The following is a 21541-nucleotide window of genomic DNA, read 5'->3' on the forward strand; positions in this document are numbered from 1 at the left end:
ACCAGTCACGCGCCCGAAGCGCTGTACCGACTGGTGGAGGGTTATCTGGCGCTCGGCGTGGACGACGAAGCGCAGAAAGCCGCGGCCGTGCTGCAGAACAATTATCCCGGAAGCGAGTGGTACGCGCGCGCGTACAAGCTGATCAGCAAGCACGCTCCTGAAGCCGTCGCCTGAAGTTTACCAAGGCGTTCTAGCTACGAAGTTGACATTGCGGCAGCGCCGGGGTTCAGTCCCAGGCGATGCTATCGCAGAAGACCCGCTACACCATTCGTGCGCTTCAGCACTTGTCCGATCGCTACAAGCAGGGAGGGCCGGTCCGGCTGGACGAGATCGCCGCCGCCCAAAACATTCCGCGAAAGTTCCTGACGGTTATCCTGTCCGAACTGGTGCGCGAAGGCATCGTTATATCCCACCGTGGCCGGGCAGGGGGCTATGAACTGGCCTTGCCGCCGGTCGATATCCGTTACGGCGATATCATTCGAATCACGCGCGGCAGCTTGGCGCTGGTGCCTTGCGCCAGTCGGAACGCGCACGAGACATGTGCGAATTGCCTGCCCGAGGTGGAGTGCCGCCTGCGTGGGTTGATGCTTCTGCTTCGCGACGAGATGGCGCAAATGCTGGACCGCATGACTCTTGCCGATCCGATCGCATTGGAGCCCCCATTCGATGGCGAGCCCGAGGCATCGGCGGCAATAGCCGAGTAAAACTCTACCGATCAGGTTGGCTCAACAAAGTTTCGCTTTACCGCAGACAATCTTTCCCTCTCTTGTCTATCCTCTCGGTAGAGATATTAGTCGTCAGCGAAGAAGGAGCTGACGATGGGCAACGCCACCTTAACGCACGATCAAAATGAGCAGACGCAGCGAACCGCACCGATCGCCGCGCCGTTGTCAGCCGTCGCCGAGGCGCTTGGCAGACTGCGCTATGGGGCGGTCCATTTGACCGTGCATGACGGCCGGGTGGTTCAGCTCGACGTGACGGAGCGCCAACGCTTCACGTGATCGAGGCGGCGGGGGCCGCTCTTTCAGACAACCTTTAAAATCAAACCAGGTGGGGGGCCGGGGGCAAGTTCCGGCAGCTGCCAATTTCCTACGAGGGATTTGGAAATGAATGCGTTCGTCCGTATCAGTCTTATCGCATCGACCGCCCTGGTCGCGCCATCATACGCTGTAGCTGCGGAAGCGCCGGCAGCAGCGGCGGCCGCAGCCGAACAGCCCGCCGCCGGCGTGGAAAACTCGTCCCCGCGGACCACTTCGGGCGATGTCATCATCGTGACGGCGCGCCGTCGCCAGGAAACCGCGCAGGCCGTGCCGCTGGCGATCTCGGTCATCCGAGGTGACAGCATCGAGGCCACCGGCAACTTCAACGTGGTGAAGCTGCAGCAGTTGGCGCCGACACTGCAGGTCTATACCTCCAACCCGCGCAACACGTCGGTCAATATTCGCGGCCTTGGCGTTCCGTTCGGCTTGACCAGTGACGGGTTCGAGCAGGGCGTGGGCATCTACGTCGACGACGTTTACAATTCGCGCGTTGCCGCCGCCACGTTCGATTTCCTGGACGTAGCGCAAGTCGAGGTTCTGCGCGGCCCGCAAGGTACGCTTTACGGCAAGAACACGACCGCCGGCGCGATCAACATCACGACCAATCAGCCCACGTTCGATTTCGAAGGCCGGGCGGAAGTCAGCCTGGGCAATCTGCAATATCGCCAAGCGAAGGCGGCTGTCTCCGGGCCGCTGACGGATCAGGTTGCGGTGCGCCTTGCCGTCGCCAGCACCAGCCGTCGCGGCATCTACTTCAACACGGCGACTGACCGCTACATCAACGAGCAGGACAATCTGGGCCTTCGCGGGCAGGTCCTGGTGAAGCCAACGGACAACTTGAGCATCACCTTCTCGGGTGACTACAGCCGCCAGAATCCTGAATGCTGCGGCACCGTTTTCGTGCGTGTCGGTCGTACCCAGCGTGCGCTGAACCGCCAGTATGACGCGCTGGTGGCATCGATCAACACGGTCCGGCGCGCCCAGGGTCTGCCTGATTACGCCGTGCCCAGCCGCAATCCGTATGACCGTCTGACCGATCTGGACAGCAGCCTCAACGCAGGCAACAAGATCGGCGGTGCATCTGCTCGCATCAAGTGGGATGTGGGCGGCGGCACGCTGACCTCGGTCACCGCATGGCGCTTCTGGGACTGGAAGCCCGAGAACGACCGCGATTTCACCGGTCTCTCGATCGTGTCGAAGTCTCAGAACCCTTCGCAGCAGGACCAGTACAGCCAGGAATTCCGCTACAACTATTCGAACGATCGGTTCGACGTGGTGCTAGGCCTGTTCGGGTTCAAGCAGCGGATCGACACGCAGGGTACCGAGCAACAGGGCACGGATGCCGCGCGCTGGAGCCTTGCTCCATCGGCCAACCCGCTCGCCCCGGTCAACAATCCGTCCAGCCTGGCGGGACTGACCGCGACCAACACGCAGTTCCTCAAGAGCACCAGTGCTGCGCTGTTCGGCCAGGTTGCCTGGAAGGCGACCGACGCGCTGACGATCCAGCCCGGCTTGCGCCTGAACTACGACAAAAAGTCCGGCTTCTATCAACGCGTCGTCACGGATGCGCAGGGGCGTTCGCTGAGCTGTACCCCCGTGCCTACCGCCGGCACCATTGCGGGAACAACGACCCAGTGCGGCGTGTATCAGCCGCAGCAGACCTCGCCCTCCGACAGCGCGTGGAACCTGACTTACGACCTGAACATCAACTACAAGCTGGCGCGCGATGTGCTGGCCTATGCGACCTACGCCAAGAGCTTCAAGACGCTGGGCATCAATCAGAATGGCCTGCCGCTGAACGCGGACAATACCGTCAATCTGGACGCCAGCACCGTGAAGCCCGAATCGGTGAACCATTTCGAAGTGGGCCTGAAAACCCAGTTCTGGAACCGCCGCGCCACTTTCAACGTCACTGCCTTCCGCACCGAAATTAAGAACTTCCAGGCGACCGTGAACGGCGGCCAGTTCGGCACCGTTCGTGGCTACCTCGCCAATGCGGAAAAGGTGCGCTCGCAAGGTATCGAGGCGGACTTCAAGGTGCGCACCAGCGAACGGTTCACCGCTTATACGAACGCGGCTTACACGGACGCCAAGTACAAGAAATTCACCAACGCGCCGTGCCCGCCGGAGCTTTCGGGCGGCACCTTCGTGGCGGCTAACGGCAGCCAGCAGCCCGGCCCGGCCGGTGTGCCCGGATCGCTCAGCCCGCGCGCCTGCGACATTTCGGGCCAGGGCCTGCCTGGCGTTTCCAAGTGGGCGTTCTCCTACGGCGCGGAAGCGAACGCGCCGGTCGAACTGCTCGGCAAGGACGGACAACTCTATTTCGGCGTGGACGGCAACTACCGCTCCAAGTGGAACTCCAACGCCTCGCCTTCGATCTATACGCAGGTGAAGGGTTATGCCCTGACCAATTTCCGCGCGGGTTTCCGGGGTGACAATTTCGATGTCTTCGGCTGGGTCCGCAACGCTTTTGATGTGAACTACATGGACTTGCTGCAAGTTGCGCCGGGCAACGTTGGTCTGATCGCCGGTCAGCCGGGTGATCCGCGCACCTGGGGCGGCACGATCAAGTATAATTTCTGATCGGGGGATTGCTCATTTCAGCCTTTCCCGTGTGTTCACCGTTACTTGGTAGAAGGCTCGTCGTCGCGGCGGAATGCGCCGCGATTTTTGCAGCAAATGATAAGTTGAGACGTTATAGATAAGTGTTCCGGCCGCGCTTCCCCCTTGCCGCGGTTCGGAGACAAGCCGGGTGACGCGTGGCTTGCACCGCGCTAGAACGCGAAGCGAACATGCTCACCCGGCTTTCCATCCGTAACATCGTCCTGATCGAGGCGCTTGATCTTGAGTTCGCGCGCGGGCTCGGTGTGCTTACGGGTGAGACTGGCGCAGGCAAGTCGATCCTGCTGGATGCTTTGGGCCTTGTTCTGGGCAACCGGGCGGATAGCGGCCTGGTGCGTAGTGGCGCGGATCGGGCAAGCGTTACCGCCAGCTTCGAATTCGCGCAGTGGCCGATCCCGCTCGACCGGGCCCTGACCGAGGCCGAGATCGAGGTGGAGCCCGGCGAACCCCTGATCCTCAAGCGGCAATTGCGGGCGGACGGTGGCAGCAAGGCGTTCATCAACGACCAGCCTGTCGGCGTTGCGCTGCTGCGCGAAATCGCGCCGGCCTTAGTCGAGATCCACGGCCAGCATGACGATCGAGGCCTGGTCAACGCACGCGGCCACCGTGATTTGCTGGACCGATTCGCTGCCGGTGATGGCGAGGCTGTCACCGCGGCATGGCGCACCTGGCGCGATGCGCGAGACCAGTTAGAGGCTCTGCGCGAGCAAGTGGATCAGGCCGCGCAGGATCGCGACTTGTTGACCGCCTATGTCGAGGAATTGACGGCCCTCGCACCCGAAGCGGGCGAAGAGGAGGAACTCGCGCTGGCCCGCGCCACGATGCAAAAGGGTGAGAAGCTGGCCGAGGACATGGCCGACCTTGCGCATCTGTTCCATGGTTCCGATTCCGCGCTGGCATCTTTGCGAACGGCGGCGCGCCGTCTGGACCGGATTGCCGCTGAGCATCCGCTGCTCGAGGAAGCATTGGCGGCACTGGACCGCGCCGTGATCGAGGCGGATGATGCCGAGGATAAAGTTCGCGCTGCGTCCGATGCCCTGCTGTTCGACCCGGCGGAGCTTGATCGGATCGAGACACGCCTGTTCGAACTACGCGCTGCGGCCCGAAAGCACGGCTGCGCGCCCGATGCGCTCTCTGCGAAGCTGGAGGAGATGCGCGCTACGCTGGATGCGATCGAGGGGGGCAGTGAGGAGCTTACTCGGCTGGAAAAGGCGGCGGCGGCGGCGGGCGTTGTCTATCGCCAGAGTGCCGAGGCTTTGCACACCCAGCGCATCGATGCGGCGGTTCGGCTGGACAAGGCGGTTGCGGCGGAATTGGCCCCGCTCAAGCTGGATGCCGCGCGCTTCCGGACGGCGGTGACTATCTTGCCGGAGGAGCGCTGGGGCGCGCATGGCATGGACGCGGTGGAGTTCCTGATCAGTACCAATCCCGGCGCGCCCTTCGCCCCGCTCGCCAAGATCGCCAGCGGTGGCGAGCTGTCCCGCTTCATCCTCGCGCTAAAGGTCGCGTTGGCCGAAGAGGGCGGCGCGGCGACGGTGATCTTCGATGAGATCGATAGGGGCGTCGGCGGTGCGGTAGCCAGTGCGATCGGTGAGCGGCTGGCCCGCCTTGCCTCGGCCGGACAATTGCTTGCCGTCACCCACAGCCCGCAAGTCGCGGCGCGGGGCGACCGGCACTATATGATCGCCAAGTCCAGTGAGGGCACCGTAACGCGCACGTCCGTGACGCTGCTCGATGAGGGGCAGCGCAAGGAAGAGATCGCCCGCATGCTTTCCGGCGCGGAGGTGACCGATGAGGCCCGGGCGCAGGCGGATCGGTTGTTGGAGCGGGCCTGAGCGATTTGCCGACTGGCTTTCGCACGGCAGCGCGCTAGGAAATCGCTTATGCCAGACCTCCCCGATCAAGCGCAGGCCGCCAACGAACTGATGCGGCTGGCCAAGGCCATCAACCGGGCCAACCGGCTTTACCATGTCGACGATGCGCCAGAAATCGCCGATGCGGAATACGACGCGTTGGTCCGCCGCAACGCGGAGCTGGAGGCCGCGTTTCCCGATCTGATCCGACCTGACAGCCCGACCCATAAAGTCGGCCACGAAGTCGCATCCTCCCCGCTCTCCAAGGTGCGGCATGAGGTTCGAATGATGAGCCTCGACAATGCGTTCTCGCCAGAGGAAGTCGCGGAGTTCCTCGCGCGGGTGCGGCGGTTCCTGGCGTTGCCTGAGGATGCCCCGGTCGCCGTCACGGCGGAGGACAAGATCGACGGCCTCTCCTGCTCGCTGCGTTATGAGCATGGCAAGTTGGTACGCGCGGCTACGCGTGGTGATGGCCAGGTGGGCGAGGATGTGACTGCGAACGTGGCGCATATCGCCGACATTGCGCAGCAGCTGCACGGCGACGTGCCCGACGTGTTCGAAGTGCGGGGCGAGGTCTACATGGAAAAGGCCGCGTTCCAGAAGCTCAACGCCGATTTGATGGAAGAGGCGCGGGCGGCAGCGGAGGCGCGGGGCGAGGCGTTCGACGATGCCAAAGTGCGTCAGTTCGCCAACCCGCGCAACGCGGCGGCAGGCTCGCTACGGCAGAAGGACGCGTCGGTCACCGCCCGCCGCCCTTTGCGGTTCTGGGCCCATGGCTGGGGCGCCGCCAGCGCGGTTCCGGGCGAGACCCAGCATGACATGGTGCGGATTATCGAGGGCTGGGGCCTGCCGGTTTCGCCCGATTTCCGGCTATGCCAATCGCTCGACGAGATGCTGGCAGCGTACGAAGCGATCCGGGCGGGCCGGGCGGGCCTGCCGTATGAGATCGACGGCGTGGTCTATAAAGTCGATCGGCTAGACTGGCAGGGCCGGCTGGGTTTTGTCGCCAAGGCACCGCGGTGGGGGCTGGCGCACAAGTTTCCCGCCGAGCAGGCCGAAACCACGCTGGAGGCCATCGACATACAAGTCGGGCGCACCGGCAAGCTGACCCCGGTGGGCCGATTGCGCCCCGTGCTGGTGGGTGGTGTCACCGTCACCAACGTCACCTTGCACAACCGCGACGAGATATCCCGCCTCGGCGTCCGCCCCGGTGACCGCATCGTGCTGCAGCGTGCCGGCGACGTGATCCCGCAAGTCGTCGCCAATCTGACGCGCGATGATGCCCGTCCCGCCTACACCTTTCCCGATCATTGTCCGCAGTGCGGCTCCGAAGCGGTGGCAGCCGAAGGAGAAGTGGATGTGCGCTGCACCGGCGGGCTGATCTGCCCGGCCCAGCGTACCGAGCGCCTGAAGCACTTCGTCAGCCGCGCCGCGCTTGATATTGAAGGCCTTGGCGAGAAGACTATCGACGAGTTCTTCGCACTTGGTTGGCTGGAAAGCCCGGCTGATATCTTCCGCCCGCACCGCCACCGTGACGAGCTTCTCGCTCGCGAGGGGTGGAAGGACAAGTCTGTGGACAACATGTTGGCAGCCGTGGAAAACAAGCGTGCGCCGGATGCGGCGCGGCTTTTGTTCGGCCTTGGCATCCGCCACGTGGGCGCTGTCACCGCGCGCGACCTGCTGAAACGGTTCCACACGTTGCCCGCCTTGCGCAGCGTTGCCGAACTGGCGGCGCAATCAAGCGCAGCGGCGGAAAGCGAAACCCCCGCCTCGCCCGAAAGCGAAGAGGCCCGTGCCGAACTGCTTTCGATCGACGGCGTTGGCCCGGTGGTGGTCGAGGCTTTGGCGGACTTCTTCCACGAGGAGCACAATCGGCAGGTCTGGGATGACCTGCTGGGCGAAGTGACGCCGCCGCCCTACGTGGTCGAAACGAAGGACAGCGAAGTCGCCGGGCAGACCGTGGTGTTCACCGGCAAGCTGGAAACGATGAGCCGCGACGAGGCCAAGGCCCAGGCCGAGCGGCTGGGCGCAAAGGCCGCCGGAACCGTTTCCTCCAAGACCGACTTGGTGGTGGTCGGGCCGGGGGCAGGCTCGAAGCTGAAGAAAGCGGTCGATCTGGGCATTCGCGTGATCGATGAAGCGGAGTGGGCCCAGATCGTCGCCGCGGCCGGGTAAGTTTTAAATCCAGCCGGCCGTCTGGGCTAGCAGCCACAGACCGATCGCCATGAACAATGCCGCCGCGATATAGCGCACCACGTTCAGCGGCACGCGCCGGATCAGTTCGTGTCCGAAGAACACTGCCGGGACGTTGGCGATCATCATGCCCACGGTGGTGCCGGCCATCACCGGCAGCACGGCCTGAAAGCGCGCGCCCAGGGCGATGGTGGCCAACTGCGTCTTGTCGCCCATCTCGACCAGGAAGAACGCGACCAGCGTCGTCAGGAACGCTCCGAACCGGGCTGGCTTTGCCTCTTCATCGTCCAGCTTGTCAGGCACCAGCGTCCACAGCGCCATCAGGATGAACGAAATGGCGACGGCATAGCGAAACCACAGGCCGTCCAGGAACGAGGCGGCCTGTTCTCCCACCAGTGCGGCGAGGAAGTGGTTGGCGAGGGTGGCGACGAAGATGCCGGCGACGATCGGCAGCGGCCGCTTGAAGCGCGCAGCCAGAACGATGGCCAGCAGCTGCGTCTTATCGCCGATTTCCGCGAGAGCGACGACGGCGGTGGAGGTGAGAAAAGCTTCCAAGGCGAGTCCTTCAGGGCCGGGCGATAGAGACAGGCAATGGCATCGCACCCCCCGCCCGGCCGGCAGAAGGCACCATGCCATTGGTCTCGCCCAAGATGCCGGATCGTTGCGATCCTGCCACCCTCCCTACGCCATGGCCTCTCGACCAAGTGTGTTGACGCAGGGTCCGCGCACGCGCGGCTGGCTACTCCCCAATGACGGGTTACTCGGCTTCCCTAAACGCAAGCGGCGGCGCAGGCAACCTTATGTTGCCGCGCCGCCTGCCCGGGGGGGATAATCACGCGCGGCGGTTTTCCCGCTCATGCAATTGCCGGTAGTGCTGGACGCGGGTGGCGCGCAGCCCCGGCATGCCCTCACGATCGATGGCGCGCTGCCAGGAGGCAAGTTCCTCCAGCGTCAGGCCATAGCGCTCGCACGCTTCGCGCATCGACAGTAGGCCGCCGTTGACGGCCGCAACAACCTGCGCCTTGCGCCGGACCACCCAGCGCGATGTGTCGGTCGGCGGCAGGTCCGCCTTTTTCAATTCTTCGCCTAACGGCCCCACGACGGAGGCGGGCTTGATGGTATCGCTATCCAGCATGGTCATGCCTCTTCAGCTACTGTTCCAGCCCCCCTGAAAGAAGGCCCTACAATTGGCTGAAAAGGTTAAGTGCAACTTGCTCCAAATAGTTAACGACCATTAGGGATGAAATGCGGCAACGCTTGAAAAATCAGGGCGTTATAAGCTGTGGAGAAAGCAGGATTTACGAACAGGTCGTTAACCTCTCCTAATTACCAGCCGAGCGGTACAAGGAATGCGACTGATGACCACTTTGACCGCCGCCCCGATGTCCGATGTTGATCACGTAAATGTTCTAGTGCCCGAAACGTTGACTTTCCGCGCTGTTGCCCGTCATGTCACGCACGACGGCTGCCAGTTCGTGTTTCGAGAGGCGGTGCCCGGTCCGGCACAAACGCTGACTCTAGTCCTTGAAGGACATTCTCTTGTGTCCGGCGTTGTCCGGTGGATTGTTACCGATCGTGCTGGCTTCGCTTTCGATCATGGCCTGGATGCCGAGGCGATGGCGGAATTGAGCAATCGTAGCGCGCTGGTCAGCGAGATTGAACTGCAACTCGAGCCGGTTGTGGCGAACGACTGAAGACACCCTCATCAATGGTGGGCGGCAACCATTTCATGACTCCTCCCGCGATCGGTGTCCACCATCCGGTTCGTATCCCGGCATCGGCCAGCCGATCCGATGTCCACTGATTGCAAGTCTTGATGACGGTGTAGAGCCCCGGCGCATCATAGAATACGTCCGATTGGCCATAGCCGGGATAATGCCGCGGCGGCCTGGCCGTTCGCAACGAAGTTTCGATCGTACTGACGAGGCGGGCGTATTCATTAGCGCTGAGGCGAAGGGGCCGAAGGTCGTCTGACGCCACCGGGCGCACATAGTACGAGATGTGCGACAAGGCATCGCCGCCTCGAGTTAAGACATTGAACACCGTGCGCGGGGAGAGATCGCGCCATGTCGGGGTGTCCAGGAAGACTTCGCGCTCGCCCCAGCTGATCGAGACATGGGTATAGGGCCGGTCGGGGCGGCGCAGGTCGGCCAGCGGGAAATCAGCGCGCCAGTCTTTTTCAGGCGTGCTGATCGGCAGCACCAATGCGGTGTGGACGCCATTGGTTTCCACGCCGATCAGGACACCGCCGTCCTTCGGTTCGCGCCATTCCGCATTGCGTGGGATCGACGAGCCGATCCAGGCCGCCAGCACATACAGCGCCACGGCCAGCACAATGGCGGCCAGCAGCCATAGCAGCCCCCGGATCAGTTTCCTTGTCGGCGCCGTAGCCATAAGATCGACCAATCCCCCGAAACGATGCGCCCCGCCAGCCGCAGGCCGGCCCTGCGACAGGCAGCGCGCACGGCGGCCTCCTGCGTGGTCAGCAGTCCAGCTAAAACCAGATGTCCGCCGGGCACCAGCGCGCGTCCGAAATCAGGCGCGAGTTCCACCAGCGGACCGGCCAGAATGTTCGCCATCACAAGATCATAGGGCCCGCGCGCGGCGATCAGCGGATGGTCGAGGCCGGGCGCGATGGTCATCACCAGCGCGCCGGGTCGCGCGCCCAGCGGCACGCTGTTCAACACCGCGTTCTCATGCACCACATCGGCGCAGACCGCGTCGATGTCACTCGCGGTAGCGCTGGCGCGAGGCCACAGGGCCATGGCGGCAAACGCCAGCAGGCCGGTGCCGGTGCCGACATCCAGGTGATTGCGCACCACCACGCCGCGCCGCTTCATGGCGTCCAGCATCGTCAAGCAGCCAGCGGTGGTGTTGTGGTGGCCAGTGCCGAAAGCCTGACTGGCAGGTATCACAAACTCGATCGTATTTGCCTGGGCCTGCGCCTCATGCTCAGGCGTACGCACCAAGAAACGGCCAGCGTGGATCGGCTCAAGATCGGACTGGCTGCGCGCCACCCAGTCTTCCTCGGGTAGCGCCTCGATCACGGGCTCGGGGGCGGGACCAGGGAACAGGCCGGTTACGGCGGCCACGTCGGCGGCGGATGGATCGCGCGGCAGCCATGCTTCCAGCTTCCAATCGTCGGGGCGATCTTCGGCGATCTCGGTTCCAGCAAGGACGATCTCGCAATCCCAGTCCAGGCTGTCTTCGTGCGCGACGAGCGCGGCTTCAACGGCTTCGCGCGGGGCGAGAAGCGTCATCTTGTAGGTGCGACTCACTGGGCTTCTTTATGATGCTGTCTCGAAGTCGGCTCTCTTAAGTGTCAGGATCACGGTTGGCCAGCAATCCTATTGCCCCCCGGCAAGCCTTGCGCGGTGCGGCAATTCGGCTAAGGGGAGGGCGTCAATGGGCCATGACGCCCTGCGAACAAGGTAAGATATCAGGGGACTCGACCAAGCATGGCTCAGCAAGCCGGGACCAGGAACCGCCCGCTTTCACCGCACCTGCAGATCTGGCGCTGGGGGCCGGGGATGCTCTCGTCGATCCTGCATCGCGCCACCGGCATCGCTGCCAGCGTCGGCATTCTGGTGCTGTTGTGGTGGCTGGGCGCGCTGGTTTCCGGGCCTGCCGCTTACGCCAAGTTCGCTGCGGTCGCGGGCCATCCGCTCGGCATCCTCGTCTTGGTGGGCATCAGCTACTCCGTGATCGCGCATGGCGTCACCGGCATTCGCCATTTCGTGCTGGATACCGGCGCGGGTTACGAGCTGGAGCAGAACAAGCTGTGGGCGAACGTCTGCACGGCGGCGGGCTTCGTGCTGACGGCGCTGTTCTGGGCCGCGCTGCTGCTGCGCTGATCGCTGGAGGGAACGAATACCATGGGCAACGGAACTTCCATCGGCCGCGTGCGGGGCAAGGGCTCGGCACATAGCGGCGCGCATCACTGGCTGCAGTTTCGCTACACCTCGGTCGGCAGCCTGCTGCTGACTGTGTGGTTCGGCGTGTCGCTGCTGATGCTGCCGAACTTCAGCTACACCGCCGTGCGCGAGTGGCTGGCCTCGCCGATTTCCGCCACCGCGCTTGCGCTGTTCATCATCGTCAACGTCTGGCACGCCCAGCAGGGCCTGCGCGTCGTGATCGAAGACTACGTGCATGAGGAAGGCAACAAATTTGCCAGCCTGATCGCGCTCAACCTCGTCTGTTTCGCGGCAGCCGCCTTCGGTCTGTTCTGCGTCGTTCGCCTCGCGCTGGGAGGCGCATAAGATGGCTACTCAGCCTGCATACAAGATCATCGACCACACCTATGACACCGTCGTCGTCGGCGCGGGTGGCTCCGGTCTTCGCGCCACCATGGGCTCGGCGGAAGCCGGCCTGAAGACGGCCTGCATCACCAAGGTGTTCCCCACCCGCTCGCACACCGTGGCGGCACAGGGCGGCATCGCCGCGTCGCTGAAGAACAACACGCCGGACCACTGGACCTGGCACATGTACGATACCGTGAAGGGGTCGGACTGGTTGGGTGACCAGGACGCGATCGAGTACATGGTGCGTGAGGCACCGGCCGCCGTCTATGAACTGGAGCATGCCGGCGTTCCTTTCAGCCGCAACGCGGATGGCACGATCTACCAGCGCCCGTTCGGTGGCCATATGCAGAACATGGGTGAAGGCCCGCCGGTGCAGCGCACTTGCGCGGCGGCGGACCGTACCGGCCACGCCATGCTGCACGCCCTCTATCAGCAGTCGCTGAAGTACGCGGCGGACTTCTTCATCGAATACTTCGCCATCGACCTGATCATGGACAACGGCCGCTGCGTCGGCGTGATTGCGTTGTGCATGGATGACGGCACGATCCACCGCTTCCGTGCCAAGGCCGTGGTCCTGGCGACGGGCGGTTATGGCCGCTGCTATTTCACCGCCACGTCGGCCCATACTTGCACCGGCGACGGTGGCGGCATGGTGCTGCGCGCCGGGTTGCCGCTGCAGGACATGGAGTTTGTGCAGTTCCACCCGACCGGGATCTACGGCGCGGGCGTGCTCATCACCGAGGGCGCGCGTGGCGAAGGCGGTTATCTGACCAATTCCGAAGGTGAGCGCTTCATGGAGCGCTATGCGCCTTCCGCGAAGGACCTTGCCAGCCGCGACGTCGTCAGCCGCTCGATGGCGCTGGAAATCCGCGAAGGGCGCGGCGTGGGCCCGAACAAGGACCACATCTTCCTTCACCTCGATCATATCGCGCCCGAAGTGCTGGCCGAGCGTTTGCCCGGCATCACCGAGAGCGGCAAGATCTTCGCCGGTGTCGATCTGACGCGCCAACCGCTGCCCGTGGTGCCGACCGTGCACTACAACATGGGCGGTATCCCGTGTGACTATAACGGCCGCGTGATGACGATCGGCGCGGACGGCAACCCGGAGACGGCGGTCGAAGGCCTGTTCGCCGTGGGCGAGGCCGCCTGCGTTTCTGTCCATGGCGCGAACCGCCTTGGCTCGAACTCGCTGATCGACCTTGTGGTGTTCGGCCGCGCGACCGGTCTGTACCTTAAGGAAAACATCAAGCCGAGCGACGCTCACCCTGAGCTTCCCAAGGACTCGGCCGATCTGGCGCTCACGCGTCTCGATCACTTCCGCAATGCCAAGGGCGGCTCGCCCACTGCCCAGATCCGCGCGGACATGCAGCGCACGATGTCGCAGCACGCGGCGGTCTTCCGCAACGACGAGCTGATGGCTGAAGGCAAGCAGAAGCTGGCCGCCACCTACAAGCGGATGGAAGACGTTCACGTTTCCGATCGCGGCCTGATCTGGAATTCCGATCTCGTCGAAACGATGGAGTTGGACAACCTCATCAGCCAGGCGACGGTCACGATGCACGGCGCGCACAACCGCAAGGAAAGCCGCGGCGCTCACGCGCACGAGGATTTCCCCAACCGCGACGATGCCAACTGGATGAAGCACACCGCCGCCTGGTTCAACGGCTGGGGCGGCAAGGGCGGCGAGGTTCGCCTCGATTACCGCCCGGTTCACGAATACACGCTGACCGACGATGTCGAGTACATCAAGCCCAAGGCTCGCGTTTACTAAGACGTTTAGTCTGGTGCGAAATCAGGCCGGTTCGGGGAAGCCCGAGCCGGCCTTTTTCGTGGTTTCGCGGGTGTTGAGTTGCCTTACCCCGTTCGTGTCGAGCGTAGTCGAGACACTTGGTTTAGGTGCAAACGTGTCTCGACTACGCTCGACACAAACGGTTTTAGGTATGACTGAATCTTACGCGCCGGGCTTCAGGCCTCAGGCGTCGCCCACCAGCGCGGCGACCAGGGCACGAACCTTTTTCTGCCGCCACTGCGGCGCGGGGGCGATCAGCCAGTAGCCTCGCCGCGATGGCTCAGCTACGCCAAGGACTTGAATTTGCCCCGCCGCCTGCATTTCACGCGCCAGCAGCAGGGGCACACGCGCCTTGCCCAACCCCGCCAAGGCGGCCGCGATTGCTTGTCCGGCATCGCTGACGGTGATGGCCGGCGCGTCTTCCCCAGTGTTTCCGGCGCCACCGGCAGGGGCGGGATCACCCGGCCAGCCGATCCAGTCGCCTGAGCCGACCACGACCTGCTCCGCGGTGCCCAGCGATGTGCCTTCCAGTTCTCCCGGGCCCTCGGTCCAGCGGATCGCCAGATCGAGGTTGGCGTCGGCAAAATCGGTCTGCTCGCCGTCGACGATGGCGAAGCGCACCTGCGGATTCACAGATCGAAACGTGGCCAGCCGCGGAGCGAGCCAGGCGGCGAAGAACTCTCGGGGGACGGCGATCGTGTAGACGTGGCTGGACTGGCCCGCCTGCATCGTCTGCACTGCTTCCTCGAAATTCAGGAAACCGCTGCGCAACGTCTGCAGGCCGGCGCTGGCTTCCTCGGTCAGTTCCAGGCCCTTGCTGGTGCGGCGAAACAGCACCACGCCCAGCACGTCTTCCAGCGCGCGGATTTGCTGGCCCACCGCCGCCGGGGTGACGGCCAATTCATCGGCGGCGCGAGTGAAGGAGAGGTGGCGCGCGGCGGCGTCGAATACGCGAAGGGCGTTCAGGGGCAAATGCGTCCGCTTCATCCTGTATCCCTATGCAGATGCGGGCGAGGGGGCAATGCCCCAACCGTGACATGGCGGCATAACCCTATTTGCGCGCGCCGCCCCTGCTGCTAGCAGCGCACATCCCGCATTCCGGAGCCCGTGATGAGCGCCCCCAGATCAGCGACCACGCTGTCATCGCGCCATTACGGCATGGACTGGCTGCGCATTGGCGCGTTCGGCCTGCTGATTTTCTACCATGTCGGGCTGGTGTTCTCGAACTGGGACTATGAGTTCAAGTCCGCCCATCGATACGACTGGACCGCCTACCCGCTGCTGGCGTTGAATGCCTGGCGCCTTTCGCTGCTGTTCGCGATCTCCGGCTATGCCAGTGCGGCGCTACTGGCCCGGTCGGGCGGCGTCGTGCCGTTCCTGCGCGGCCGATTGAGCCGGCTGGGCATTCCGCTACTGTTCGGCATCGCCATAATCACCAGCCCCCAGCCATGGATTTGGCTGACAACGTCGGAAGGGTACCGCCATGGCTACCTTTGGTTCATGGCGCATGACTACTATTCGTTCCGCAATCTGGACGGGATCAATCTGCCTTCGTGGATGCACTTGTGGTTCGTGGTGTATCTGCTGATCTACACCTTGGCGCTGGGCGCGCTGACGCTTGTGCCTGTGAGACTCAAGGCCGCGGTCCGTGGCGGGTTAGCGCGAGCGCTGGCCGGAAAGCTGCTGTTGCCAGCGGGGATCGGCTGGATTTTTCTGGCGCGGAGCTTGCCTGGCGGGTGGGCGGACAAACACGATCTCGTCAGCGATCTTCATGCCCATGCCGCTTATATGCCAATGTTCTTGTTCGGCGTCCTGCTTCGAGGATCGGAGGGCATACGGCTGGCGATCGCCCGGCAGTGGAAGATCGCGGCGATGCTGGCCGTGATCGGCTATCTGGTGGTCGCCGCGTGCGAGGCCCTGTTCCCGGGCAAGGCCCCGATCCCTGATGCCTGGGAGGTTCCACTGCGACTGGCTAGGGCGGCGCAAGCTTGGGGCGCGATCATCGCCTTGTTCGGCGTGGCGGACCTATATTGGAACCGCGATGGCCGCTGGCGGGCGACGCTCGCTGAAGCGTCATTCCCGTTCTACATCATCCACCAGACGCTGATATTCTTGATCGGCTATGGCCTGCGCCCGTTGAGAGTGCCGGCCCTTGCCGAGTTCGCGATCCTTGTCGCGGGGACGGCGGTGGGATCGCTGGCGTTCTACCTTGGGGGGCGCGCGGTGCCACCGCTGCGCCCGCTGATCGGCCTTGGCCCGCGCGGCAAACGCAAGGCCTTGATCGAACCCGCTCGCCTGCGCGGGTGAGCCGCCGGACCGGCCTTCAGATCACTTCGGCGAATGCGCCATACTTGCCGCGGTGAAACAGCATCGGGCCTTCTTCTCGCACGCTTTCCATGCGCAGCACTTCACCCATGACAAACCAGTGATCCCCCGCCTCGGTGACGGAGTAGAGCCGGCATTCGATGCAGGCCAGCGAATTGGAAATGACCGGCAGGTTGTGGTCGGAAATGACATATTCCACGCCCACGAATTTCTCATCGCCCTTGGCGGTTACCGCGCGGCAGACATCCTGCTGATCGATGCCCAGCACGTTGACGCAGAAGTGGCCTGCCTGCTCAATCATGGGCCAGGAGGTGGAACGCTTATCCGGGAAGAAGCCGACCAGCGGCGGATCGAGCGACACGGAGGTGAAACTGCCCACGACCATGCCGGCGGGACGATTGTCCGCGTCCATCGCCGTGATCACGCAGACGCCCGTGGGGTAGTTGCCCAGCACTCTGCGGAAATCGGCGGGGTCAATCGTCGTCTGCGTCACTGCTCAGTTCCTCCGTCAACGCAGGACCCTCGCCCGCGCGGCTGTTGGGGGACAGATGGCAGGTCGTATCCGGTTTGCCAATCATGCGGGTGATAGGAAGCAGAGAAGCGATATTTCGTCGTGGCAACTTCGGGGCTAGGTTCGGGTTTGGCTTGCATGCAGGGTTTATCGAGGAGATCGAGGATGAGTGCCCGCTTCGCCTTGGGGATCGCCGCCGTATCGCTGGCTCTAGCAGGCTGCTCCAAGAAAGCTGACGAGCCGCAGCCGGAGGCTACTGTCTCCCCGTCTGACGCTGCAGCGGCGCCCACACCCTCTATCGCTGCGACGGAGGCAGCCCCGGTTGCATCGCCGTCTCCGATGGCGGGCGAGACATCGGAACCGCCAGCGGTGGCCAGCACGATCCCCGCCGCGATGCACGGTCGCTGGGGGCTGGTTCCAAAAGACTGCACCAGCACAGCGGGCGATGCGAAGGGCCTGCTGGTCGTGTCTGCCAAGCAGATGAAGTTCTACGAATCCGTGGCGAGGCTCGCCAAAGTCAAGTCGTCCGGTGAAGAGACGATCCGGGCGACGTTCGGTTATTCGGGTGAGGGCCAGAGCTGGAAGCAGGATGTCGATCTGAACTTGAAGGCTGGCGGCAAGACGTTGGTGCGGCAGGATCACGGGCCCGATGCGCTGCCGGGGCCGCTCACCTATACGCGTTGCTCGTAGCCCGATCGAACGTCGCGCATTGCACAACGGTGGTTTGCGCGGCTAACCTGTTGATCGGCAATCGGTGGTTATTTGAAGGCGAGCAATCGGGATGGTCAATCCTCTCTTGGTGAGCGCGGCGCGTAGCGCACCGGTCTTGTTGGCGGGTACCGTCGCCGTGCCGGCAGTGGCTGGCCTGGCGGTCGTCACCGCCGCCTGCCTCGGTACGCTGATGGTGGTGCGGCACCGTACCCAGTCGCAAGTGAGCATCCGCTATCGCAAAGGAGAGGGCTTCGTTTTCGACCTCGCCAGAGCGCCGCAATCCTGACAAGTGGCCGCATGACTAAAGACCTTCTGTCCCGACGCGAAAACAAAGTCGGTTTTCTCACGCTGAACCGGCCCAAGGCGATTCATGCCCTGACCCTCGACATGTGCCGGGCAATGACTGAGGCGCTGCTGCAATGGCGTGACGATGCGGATGTGCACGCCGTAATTCTCGAACATGGGGAAGGGCGTGGCTTCTGCTCGGGTGGTGACATCAATCTGCTGAGGCATTCCAGCCTGAGCGATCATGGCGTGTCCGGGCGGGCGTTCTTTTGGGACGAATACCGGCTGAACCATCTGCTATTCACTTATCCCAAGCCGATCGTCGCCTTCATGGACGGCATCACCATGGGCGGCGGCGTGGGTATCTCGCAGCCCGCGCGGTACCGGATTGCGACCGAGAACACGCGTTTCGCCATGCCGGAGACGGGCATCGGGTTGTTCCCGGACGTGGGCGGCGGCTGGTATCTATCCCGGCTGGAAGGTCGTCTCGGGCAATTCATGGCCTTGACCGGAGCGCGCCTCGATGGGGCAGAGGCGCTGTGGGCGGGCCTCGCCACGCATTACCTCGCGGCTGCCTCGATTGCCGAGGCCAAGCAGCGGATCGTAGCCGGGGAAGAGATCGGCCAAGTGCTGAGCGCTCTTTCCGGTTCCGCGCCCGAGCCTCGCTTAAAAGAGCACGCGGCGCAGATTTCCAAGCACTTTGCCTTCGATCGGCTGGAGGATGTCCTGGCATCCCTAGCTGCGGACGAGAGCGAGTGGGCCGTGCGCGAGCTGACCACGCTGCGTACGAAAAGTCCGCTGTCTTGCAAGGTATCGCTGCGGCAACTGGCGACATCGGCCTTGCTGGGCGATTTTGCGGACAACATGGCAATGGAATACCGCCTGGGCTCGCAAATGCTGCTCCAGCCGGACTTCGCGGAAGGGGTGCGAGCCGTGATCGTGGACAAGGACAACACGCCGCACTGGACGCCGCCGACGCCGGAAGAGGTCGACGAGGCGCAAGTCGATGCGATTTTCGCCCCGCTGCCTGCGGACGAGGAATGGAGCCCGCTGCCCGCCTGATCGGACAGCTCCGCTCAGCCTGTCTGCTGGCCTTTCCTGCGGGCGATCTCGAATGCGGGAAGGCGCATGCCCTTGGTGCGGCTGGTCAGGTGATATCGCCGACACACTTCGCACCGATAGGCTCGTAGCGTTACCGAGGCTCGAGATGCTGCCTCCAAGGCGGCGGCCTCATCCGAAAAATCACGCTTTCTGCGGCAGACCCGTGGCGATGTTCGCATCGCTCAACCCAGGATGCCAGGGCCCAGCAGCGTCAGCATCTTCACATCGATCGCGTAGCCCGCGTTGCGCCATTCCGCGACCTGTGCGCCGATCGTGGCCAAGGGAACGCGGTGAACCACGATATCCTCGCCCTCCACACCGCCGCCGTCGCCAATCTTTTCCAAGTCATGGGCGCGCAGCAGGGTGAAGCTTTCGCTGACCATCCCGGGCGACGAAAAGAACTCGCCGATCACTTCCATGCGGCCGGGGCGATAGCCCGTTTCTTCCTCCAGCTCGCGCGCGCCAGCGGCTGAGACATCCTCGTCCTGCGTGTCGTCCTCGTCCCCGACGAGGCCGGCGGGTAGCTCGATGCAGCGGCAGCCTAACGGCACGCGGTACTGGTCGACCAGTATGACGTGATCCGCGTCGTCGATCGCCACGATTACAGCTGCACGAATGCCGCGTGCCCGGCCGACGTATTCCCATCGCCCGCGCCGCTTGGTGGTAATGAATTTGCCCTGCCAAACGATCTCTTCCGCGGCATCGGCATCGGCGACTGCGCTCATACTTCGATCAACCTGTCGGGCAGTTCGTTGACGTCATCATCCTGTCGCGGGAAATGCAGCGACAGCACCGTGCCGACCTGTTCCACCGCCGCGCACATTCCACCCGCCACATCGCCTTGCTTCACCCGCTGCAGCAGCCCGTCCAAAGCATCTGCCCACACACTCGCCTCGACCTTGGACGCGATCGCCGCATCGGCCAGGATCTCCGCGCGGTGTTCACGCATGGAGAGATAGATGAGGATGCCGGTGCGCCCGGTCGTGCGCTGCTCCGCGCCGATCCGGAAGGCCCGCAGCGCCCGCTCATGCACGCGCTTAGCCTTGATCGGACCAGGGATGAGGAAGAAGCGCAGGGCCGGTATCAATTGCAGCAGGACCATGGCGGCGAACTTCGCGGTGGCGACGGCCAGCGCGATGGTGAACAGCTCACGAACCGTCCAGTCATGGACCCAGCCGCCGGAAAGCGACTCGAACAGCGACAGATAGAATTGCGGCGCGACTGCCAGCGCCACCAGTGCGATGAAGGCGACTGCGGCGGCCCAGGCCAGGACCACGTCGGTATAGCCGTCAGAGCGGTCGGCCAACACGGTTACAATTTCACCGGCGGTGTTGCTTTCGGCCCGGGCTACCGCGTCGCTTACACGCTGGCGGTCGGCTTCGCTGAGGGTGCTTCGTCCGGTCATGCTCACCAGCTCCCGCTCGCGCCGCCGCCGCCGAAGCTGCCGCCGCCTCCGGAGAAGCCGCCACCGCCGCCGCCCCAACCGCCGCCGCCACCGCCCCAATCACTCCCGCCGCCAAAGCCGCCGGGTATCCAGACGATGGGTGAGCCAAAGCCGCCACGCCGCCGTCCGCCGTGTCCGGTCATCGCGCGCAGCACCGGCAGGACAAAGAAGAACAGCACGAAGACCAGGAAGATGATCGTGCCCACCGGAATGCCCTTTTCGCGTCCGCGGCCTTGCTGGACGGCCTGGGCGGCGATCTTCTGCGCCTGATCGGGCGGCAGCGTCAGCTGCTTTATCACCGCATCTGCCCCGGCCTCGATCCCGCCCGGCATGTCCCCCGCCTTGAAACGGGGAAGGATGTTGTTGTTGATGATCAGGAAGTTCATCCCGTCCGGCAGCACGCCTTCCAGGCCATAGCCCGTCTCGATTCGAACCTTGCGTTCATTGGGAGCGATGATGAGCAATACGCCGTCGTTGCGCTGCTTGTCGCCGATGCCCCAAGCTCGGCCCAGTTGGTAGCCATAGTCAGAGATTTCATAGCCCTGCAGGCTAGGCAGCGTGGCGATGACGAATTGGCGCTGGGATTGCTTTTCCAACGCATCCAGCTTCTGCGTCAGTCGCGTCTCGACATCCGGGGGCAAAATATTGGCGTCATCGACAACGCGGCCGGTCAGCTTGGGGAACTGCGGGTCGGCCTGCGCCACACCGGGCAGCAGCGCGCTGAAGCACAGCAACAGCGCGCCAAGGAAGGCTCTCATGATACGAGACCCGATCTACCGTCCTTACAGCTTGCCTTCGAGGCTGGGCGCAACGTCGGCACCTGGCGTCACGGCCTGGTAAGGCACGAGTGGCGACGCACCGCGCAGCTTGGCGCCGATCATCGTCGGGAAGACCCGCACCTCGGTGTTATAGTCCTGCACGGCGCCGTTATAATCGCGTACGGCCACACGGATGCGGTTTTCCTGGCCCTCGATCTGGGTCTGCAACATCTGATAGTTCACGATCGACTTGAGATCGGGATACCGCTCAACGCTGACGAGCAAGCGACCCAGGCTTTGGCCGAACTGCTCCTGCGCCTGGCTGAACTGCTGCATCTTGGCCGGATCGTTCAGATCGTTGGCGGTCACCTGCACGCTGGTGGCCTTGGCACGAGCCTCGACCACGCCGGTCAGGATCGCCTTTTCCTGCTCGGCCGCACCCTTGGCGACTGCGGCGAGGTTGGGGACGAGATTCGCTCGCTCCTGAAAGGCGGCCTGCACGTCCGCCCACTTGGCCTTGGCGGCTTCCTGCTTCGTGGGCACCGAGTTGAATCCGCAAGCCGCGAGGCTCATGGCCGCAACGGTGACGACCAGAACGCGAGCTGACC

The 21541-nt window shown here is 63.9% G+C and carries 23 protein-coding genes, 1 pseudogene and 1 riboswitch; of the genes and pseudogenes, 14 read left to right on the forward strand and 10 right to left on the reverse strand.

Annotated elements, in window-relative coordinates:
• From ACHWRX_RS14650 to ligA, 6 genes and pseudogenes are all read left to right on the forward strand, one after another.
• Nucleotides 1-174, forward strand: a pseudogene (locus ACHWRX_RS14650) (outer membrane protein assembly factor BamD); the annotation flags it as partial.
• 65 nt (nt 175-239) lie between these two features.
• Nucleotides 240-704, forward strand: coding sequence for an Rrf2 family transcriptional regulator (locus ACHWRX_RS14655; protein ID WP_183616259.1), 465 nt, complete (start codon nt 240-242; stop codon nt 702-704).
• 114 nt (nt 705-818) lie between these two features.
• Nucleotides 819-1001, forward strand: coding sequence for a YezD family protein (locus ACHWRX_RS14660; protein ID WP_394659737.1), 183 nt, complete (start codon nt 819-821; stop codon nt 999-1001).
• Nucleotides 1002-1106: 105 nt separating this feature from the next.
• Nucleotides 1107-3623 (forward strand): TonB-dependent receptor, encoded by a 2517-nt coding sequence (locus ACHWRX_RS14665; RefSeq protein ID WP_394659738.1) that lies wholly within the window; start codon nt 1107-1109, stop codon nt 3621-3623.
• Between the two features lie 209 nt (nt 3624-3832).
• Nucleotides 3833-5497 carry a DNA repair protein RecN gene (gene recN, locus ACHWRX_RS14670; protein ID WP_394659739.1) on the forward strand — a complete coding sequence of 555 codons (1665 nt, stop codon included), beginning with the start codon at nt 3833-3835 and terminating at the stop codon, nt 5495-5497.
• 48 nt (nt 5498-5545) lie between these two features.
• Nucleotides 5546-7690: an NAD-dependent DNA ligase LigA gene (gene ligA, locus ACHWRX_RS14675; protein ID WP_394659740.1), complete on the forward strand. Its 2145-nt coding sequence runs from the start codon at nt 5546-5548 to the stop codon at nt 7688-7690.
• A gap of 3 nt (nt 7691-7693) precedes the next feature.
• On the opposite strand, the gene ACHWRX_RS14680 is transcribed toward ligA, so the two are convergent.
• Nucleotides 7694-8263, reverse strand: coding sequence for a TMEM165/GDT1 family protein (locus ACHWRX_RS14680; protein ID WP_058737513.1), 570 nt, complete (start codon nt 8261-8263; stop codon nt 7694-7696).
• Between the two features lie 12 nt (nt 8264-8275).
• A riboswitch (yybP-ykoY riboswitch) is annotated at nt 8276-8468 on the reverse strand.
• A gap of 72 nt (nt 8469-8540) precedes the next feature.
• Entirely contained in the window at nt 8541-8843 is a 303-nt protein-coding gene (locus tag ACHWRX_RS14685; protein ID WP_394659741.1) for a DUF1153 domain-containing protein, read from the reverse strand.
• 223 nt (nt 8844-9066) lie between these two features.
• Here ACHWRX_RS14685 and ACHWRX_RS14690 point away from each other — a divergent pair, with 223 nt between their 5' ends.
• Nucleotides 9067-9402, forward strand: a complete 336-nt coding sequence (locus tag ACHWRX_RS14690; RefSeq protein WP_394659742.1) for a PilZ domain-containing protein — start codon at nt 9067-9069, stop codon at nt 9400-9402.
• Here ACHWRX_RS14690 and ACHWRX_RS14695 read toward each other — a convergent pair.
• Nucleotides 9356-10102: a DUF2459 domain-containing protein gene (locus tag ACHWRX_RS14695; protein ID WP_394659743.1), complete on the reverse strand. Its 747-nt coding sequence runs from the start codon at nt 10100-10102 to the stop codon at nt 9356-9358. The two genes, ACHWRX_RS14690 and ACHWRX_RS14695, sit on opposite strands and share 47 nt — an antisense overlap.
• Nucleotides 10075-10968 (reverse strand): 50S ribosomal protein L11 methyltransferase, encoded by an 894-nt coding sequence (locus tag ACHWRX_RS14700; RefSeq protein WP_394659757.1) that lies wholly within the window; start codon nt 10966-10968, stop codon nt 10075-10077. The genes ACHWRX_RS14695 and ACHWRX_RS14700 overlap by 28 nt, the downstream gene beginning before the upstream one ends.
• Before the next feature lie 198 nt (nt 10969-11166).
• On the opposite strand from ACHWRX_RS14700, the gene sdhC reads away from it, so the two are divergent.
• Genes sdhC through sdhA form a run of 3 tightly spaced genes read left to right on the forward strand, consistent with a single transcriptional unit; the run spans nt 11167 to nt 13780 of the window.
• The gene (gene sdhC / locus ACHWRX_RS14705) at nt 11167-11562 is read left to right on the forward strand and encodes a succinate dehydrogenase, cytochrome b556 subunit (protein ID WP_058737512.1); all 396 of its coding nucleotides are present in this window, start codon (nt 11167-11169) and stop codon (nt 11560-11562) included.
• A gap of 21 nt (nt 11563-11583) precedes the next feature.
• Nucleotides 11584-11967 (forward strand): succinate dehydrogenase, hydrophobic membrane anchor protein, encoded by a 384-nt coding sequence (sdhD, locus tag ACHWRX_RS14710; RefSeq protein ID WP_058737511.1) that lies wholly within the window; start codon nt 11584-11586, stop codon nt 11965-11967.
• A 1-nt stretch (nt 11968) separates the two neighbouring features.
• Nucleotides 11969-13780, forward strand: coding sequence for a succinate dehydrogenase flavoprotein subunit (gene sdhA, locus ACHWRX_RS14715; protein ID WP_288486157.1), 1812 nt, complete (start codon nt 11969-11971; stop codon nt 13778-13780).
• 201 nt (nt 13781-13981) lie between these two features.
• Here the strand turns inward: sdhA and ACHWRX_RS14720 are convergent, their stop codons facing one another.
• Nucleotides 13982-14785, reverse strand: coding sequence for a LysR family transcriptional regulator (locus ACHWRX_RS14720; RefSeq protein WP_394659744.1), 804 nt, complete (start codon nt 14783-14785; stop codon nt 13982-13984).
• A 123-nt stretch (nt 14786-14908) separates the two neighbouring features.
• Between ACHWRX_RS14720 and ACHWRX_RS14725 the strand changes: the two genes are divergently transcribed.
• The gene (locus tag ACHWRX_RS14725; RefSeq protein WP_394659745.1) at nt 14909-16105 is read left to right on the forward strand and encodes an acyltransferase family protein; all 1197 of its coding nucleotides are present in this window, start codon (nt 14909-14911) and stop codon (nt 16103-16105) included.
• Between the two features lie 16 nt (nt 16106-16121).
• On the opposite strand, the gene ACHWRX_RS14730 is transcribed toward ACHWRX_RS14725, so the two are convergent.
• Nucleotides 16122-16616: a flavin reductase family protein gene (locus ACHWRX_RS14730; protein WP_183616268.1), complete on the reverse strand. Its 495-nt coding sequence runs from the start codon at nt 16614-16616 to the stop codon at nt 16122-16124.
• A gap of 183 nt (nt 16617-16799) precedes the next feature.
• Here ACHWRX_RS14730 and ACHWRX_RS14735 point away from each other — a divergent pair, with 183 nt between their 5' ends.
• The 3 genes from ACHWRX_RS14735 to ACHWRX_RS14745 all read left to right on the forward strand — a co-directional run bounded on the left by ACHWRX_RS14735 (nt 16800) and on the right by ACHWRX_RS14745 (nt 18692).
• Nucleotides 16800-17324 (forward strand): hypothetical protein, encoded by a 525-nt coding sequence (locus ACHWRX_RS14735; protein WP_394659746.1) that lies wholly within the window; start codon nt 16800-16802, stop codon nt 17322-17324.
• A gap of 91 nt (nt 17325-17415) precedes the next feature.
• Nucleotides 17416-17631, forward strand: a complete 216-nt coding sequence (locus ACHWRX_RS14740; protein WP_058737505.1) for a hypothetical protein — start codon at nt 17416-17418, stop codon at nt 17629-17631.
• Between the two features lie 11 nt (nt 17632-17642).
• Nucleotides 17643-18692, forward strand: a complete 1050-nt coding sequence (locus tag ACHWRX_RS14745; RefSeq protein WP_394659747.1) for an enoyl-CoA hydratase/isomerase family protein — start codon at nt 17643-17645, stop codon at nt 18690-18692.
• A 221-nt stretch (nt 18693-18913) separates the two neighbouring features.
• Here ACHWRX_RS14745 and ACHWRX_RS14750 read toward each other — a convergent pair whose 3' ends face one another.
• The 4 genes from ACHWRX_RS14750 to ACHWRX_RS14765 are packed head-to-tail and all read right to left on the reverse strand — an operon-like array spanning nt 18914 to nt 21506.
• A complete protein-coding gene (locus ACHWRX_RS14750; protein ID WP_394659748.1) occupies nt 18914-19456 on the reverse strand; it encodes an NUDIX hydrolase in 543 nt (180 codons plus the stop codon).
• Nucleotides 19453-20136 (reverse strand): TPM domain-containing protein, encoded by a 684-nt coding sequence (locus ACHWRX_RS14755; protein ID WP_394659749.1) that lies wholly within the window; start codon nt 20134-20136, stop codon nt 19453-19455. Before ACHWRX_RS14755 ends, ACHWRX_RS14750 begins: the two co-directional genes overlap by 4 nt.
• Before the next feature lie 2 nt (nt 20137-20138).
• Entirely contained in the window at nt 20139-20933 is a 795-nt protein-coding gene (locus ACHWRX_RS14760) for a TPM domain-containing protein (RefSeq protein WP_394659750.1), read from the reverse strand.
• A 24-nt stretch (nt 20934-20957) separates the two neighbouring features.
• Nucleotides 20958-21506, reverse strand: a complete 549-nt coding sequence (locus ACHWRX_RS14765; RefSeq protein WP_288414545.1) for a LemA family protein — start codon at nt 21504-21506, stop codon at nt 20958-20960.
• Nucleotides 21507-21541: the final 35 nt, after the last annotated feature.

Source organism: uncultured Novosphingobium sp. (assembly GCF_964277725.1).
Classification (GTDB): domain Bacteria; phylum Pseudomonadota; class Alphaproteobacteria; order Sphingomonadales; family Sphingomonadaceae; genus Novosphingobium; species Novosphingobium fluoreni.

What these genes read in the sequence shown, in the direction of transcription:
- sdhC (WP_058737512.1), top strand. Translation starts at nt 11,167, where the DNA reads ATGGCTCAGCAAGCCGGGACCAGGAACCGCCCGCTTTCACCGCACCTG.
- ACHWRX_RS14750 (WP_394659748.1), bottom strand. Translation starts at nt 19,456, where the DNA reads ATGAGCGCAGTCGCCGATGCCGATGCCGCGGAAGAGATCGTTTGGCAG.
- sdhA (WP_288486157.1), top strand. Translation starts at nt 11,969, where the DNA reads ATGGCTACTCAGCCTGCATACAAGATCATCGACCACACCTATGACACC.
- ACHWRX_RS14720 (WP_394659744.1), bottom strand. Translation starts at nt 14,785, where the DNA reads ATGAAGCGGACGCATTTGCCCCTGAACGCCCTTCGCGTATTCGACGCC.
- ACHWRX_RS14695 (WP_394659743.1), bottom strand. Translation starts at nt 10,102, where the DNA reads ATGGCTACGGCGCCGACAAGGAAACTGATCCGGGGGCTGCTATGGCTG.
- ACHWRX_RS14765 (WP_288414545.1), bottom strand. Translation starts at nt 21,506, where the DNA reads ATGAGCCTCGCGGCTTGCGGATTCAACTCGGTGCCCACGAAGCAGGAA.
- ACHWRX_RS14735 (WP_394659746.1), top strand. Translation starts at nt 16,800, where the DNA reads ATGAGTGCCCGCTTCGCCTTGGGGATCGCCGCCGTATCGCTGGCTCTA.
- ACHWRX_RS14665 (WP_394659738.1), top strand. Translation starts at nt 1,107, where the DNA reads ATGAATGCGTTCGTCCGTATCAGTCTTATCGCATCGACCGCCCTGGTC.
- ACHWRX_RS14700 (WP_394659757.1), bottom strand. Translation starts at nt 10,968, where the DNA reads ATGACGCTTCTCGCCCCGCGCGAAGCCGTTGAAGCCGCGCTCGTCGCG.
- ACHWRX_RS14760 (WP_394659750.1), bottom strand. Translation starts at nt 20,933, where the DNA reads ATGAGAGCCTTCCTTGGCGCGCTGTTGCTGTGCTTCAGCGCGCTGCTG.
- ACHWRX_RS14690 (WP_394659742.1), top strand. Translation starts at nt 9,067, where the DNA reads ATGACCACTTTGACCGCCGCCCCGATGTCCGATGTTGATCACGTAAAT.
- ACHWRX_RS14740 (WP_058737505.1), top strand. Translation starts at nt 17,416, where the DNA reads ATGGTCAATCCTCTCTTGGTGAGCGCGGCGCGTAGCGCACCGGTCTTG.
- ACHWRX_RS14745 (WP_394659747.1), top strand. Translation starts at nt 17,643, where the DNA reads ATGACTAAAGACCTTCTGTCCCGACGCGAAAACAAAGTCGGTTTTCTC.
- ACHWRX_RS14660 (WP_394659737.1), top strand. Translation starts at nt 819, where the DNA reads ATGGGCAACGCCACCTTAACGCACGATCAAAATGAGCAGACGCAGCGA.
- ligA (WP_394659740.1), top strand. Translation starts at nt 5,546, where the DNA reads ATGCCAGACCTCCCCGATCAAGCGCAGGCCGCCAACGAACTGATGCGG.
- recN (WP_394659739.1), top strand. Translation starts at nt 3,833, where the DNA reads ATGCTCACCCGGCTTTCCATCCGTAACATCGTCCTGATCGAGGCGCTT.
- ACHWRX_RS14755 (WP_394659749.1), bottom strand. Translation starts at nt 20,136, where the DNA reads ATGACCGGACGAAGCACCCTCAGCGAAGCCGACCGCCAGCGTGTAAGC.
- ACHWRX_RS14685 (WP_394659741.1), bottom strand. Translation starts at nt 8,843, where the DNA reads ATGCTGGATAGCGATACCATCAAGCCCGCCTCCGTCGTGGGGCCGTTA.
- ACHWRX_RS14655 (WP_183616259.1), top strand. Translation starts at nt 240, where the DNA reads ATGCTATCGCAGAAGACCCGCTACACCATTCGTGCGCTTCAGCACTTG.
- sdhD (WP_058737511.1), top strand. Translation starts at nt 11,584, where the DNA reads ATGGGCAACGGAACTTCCATCGGCCGCGTGCGGGGCAAGGGCTCGGCA.
- ACHWRX_RS14725 (WP_394659745.1), top strand. Translation starts at nt 14,909, where the DNA reads ATGAGCGCCCCCAGATCAGCGACCACGCTGTCATCGCGCCATTACGGC.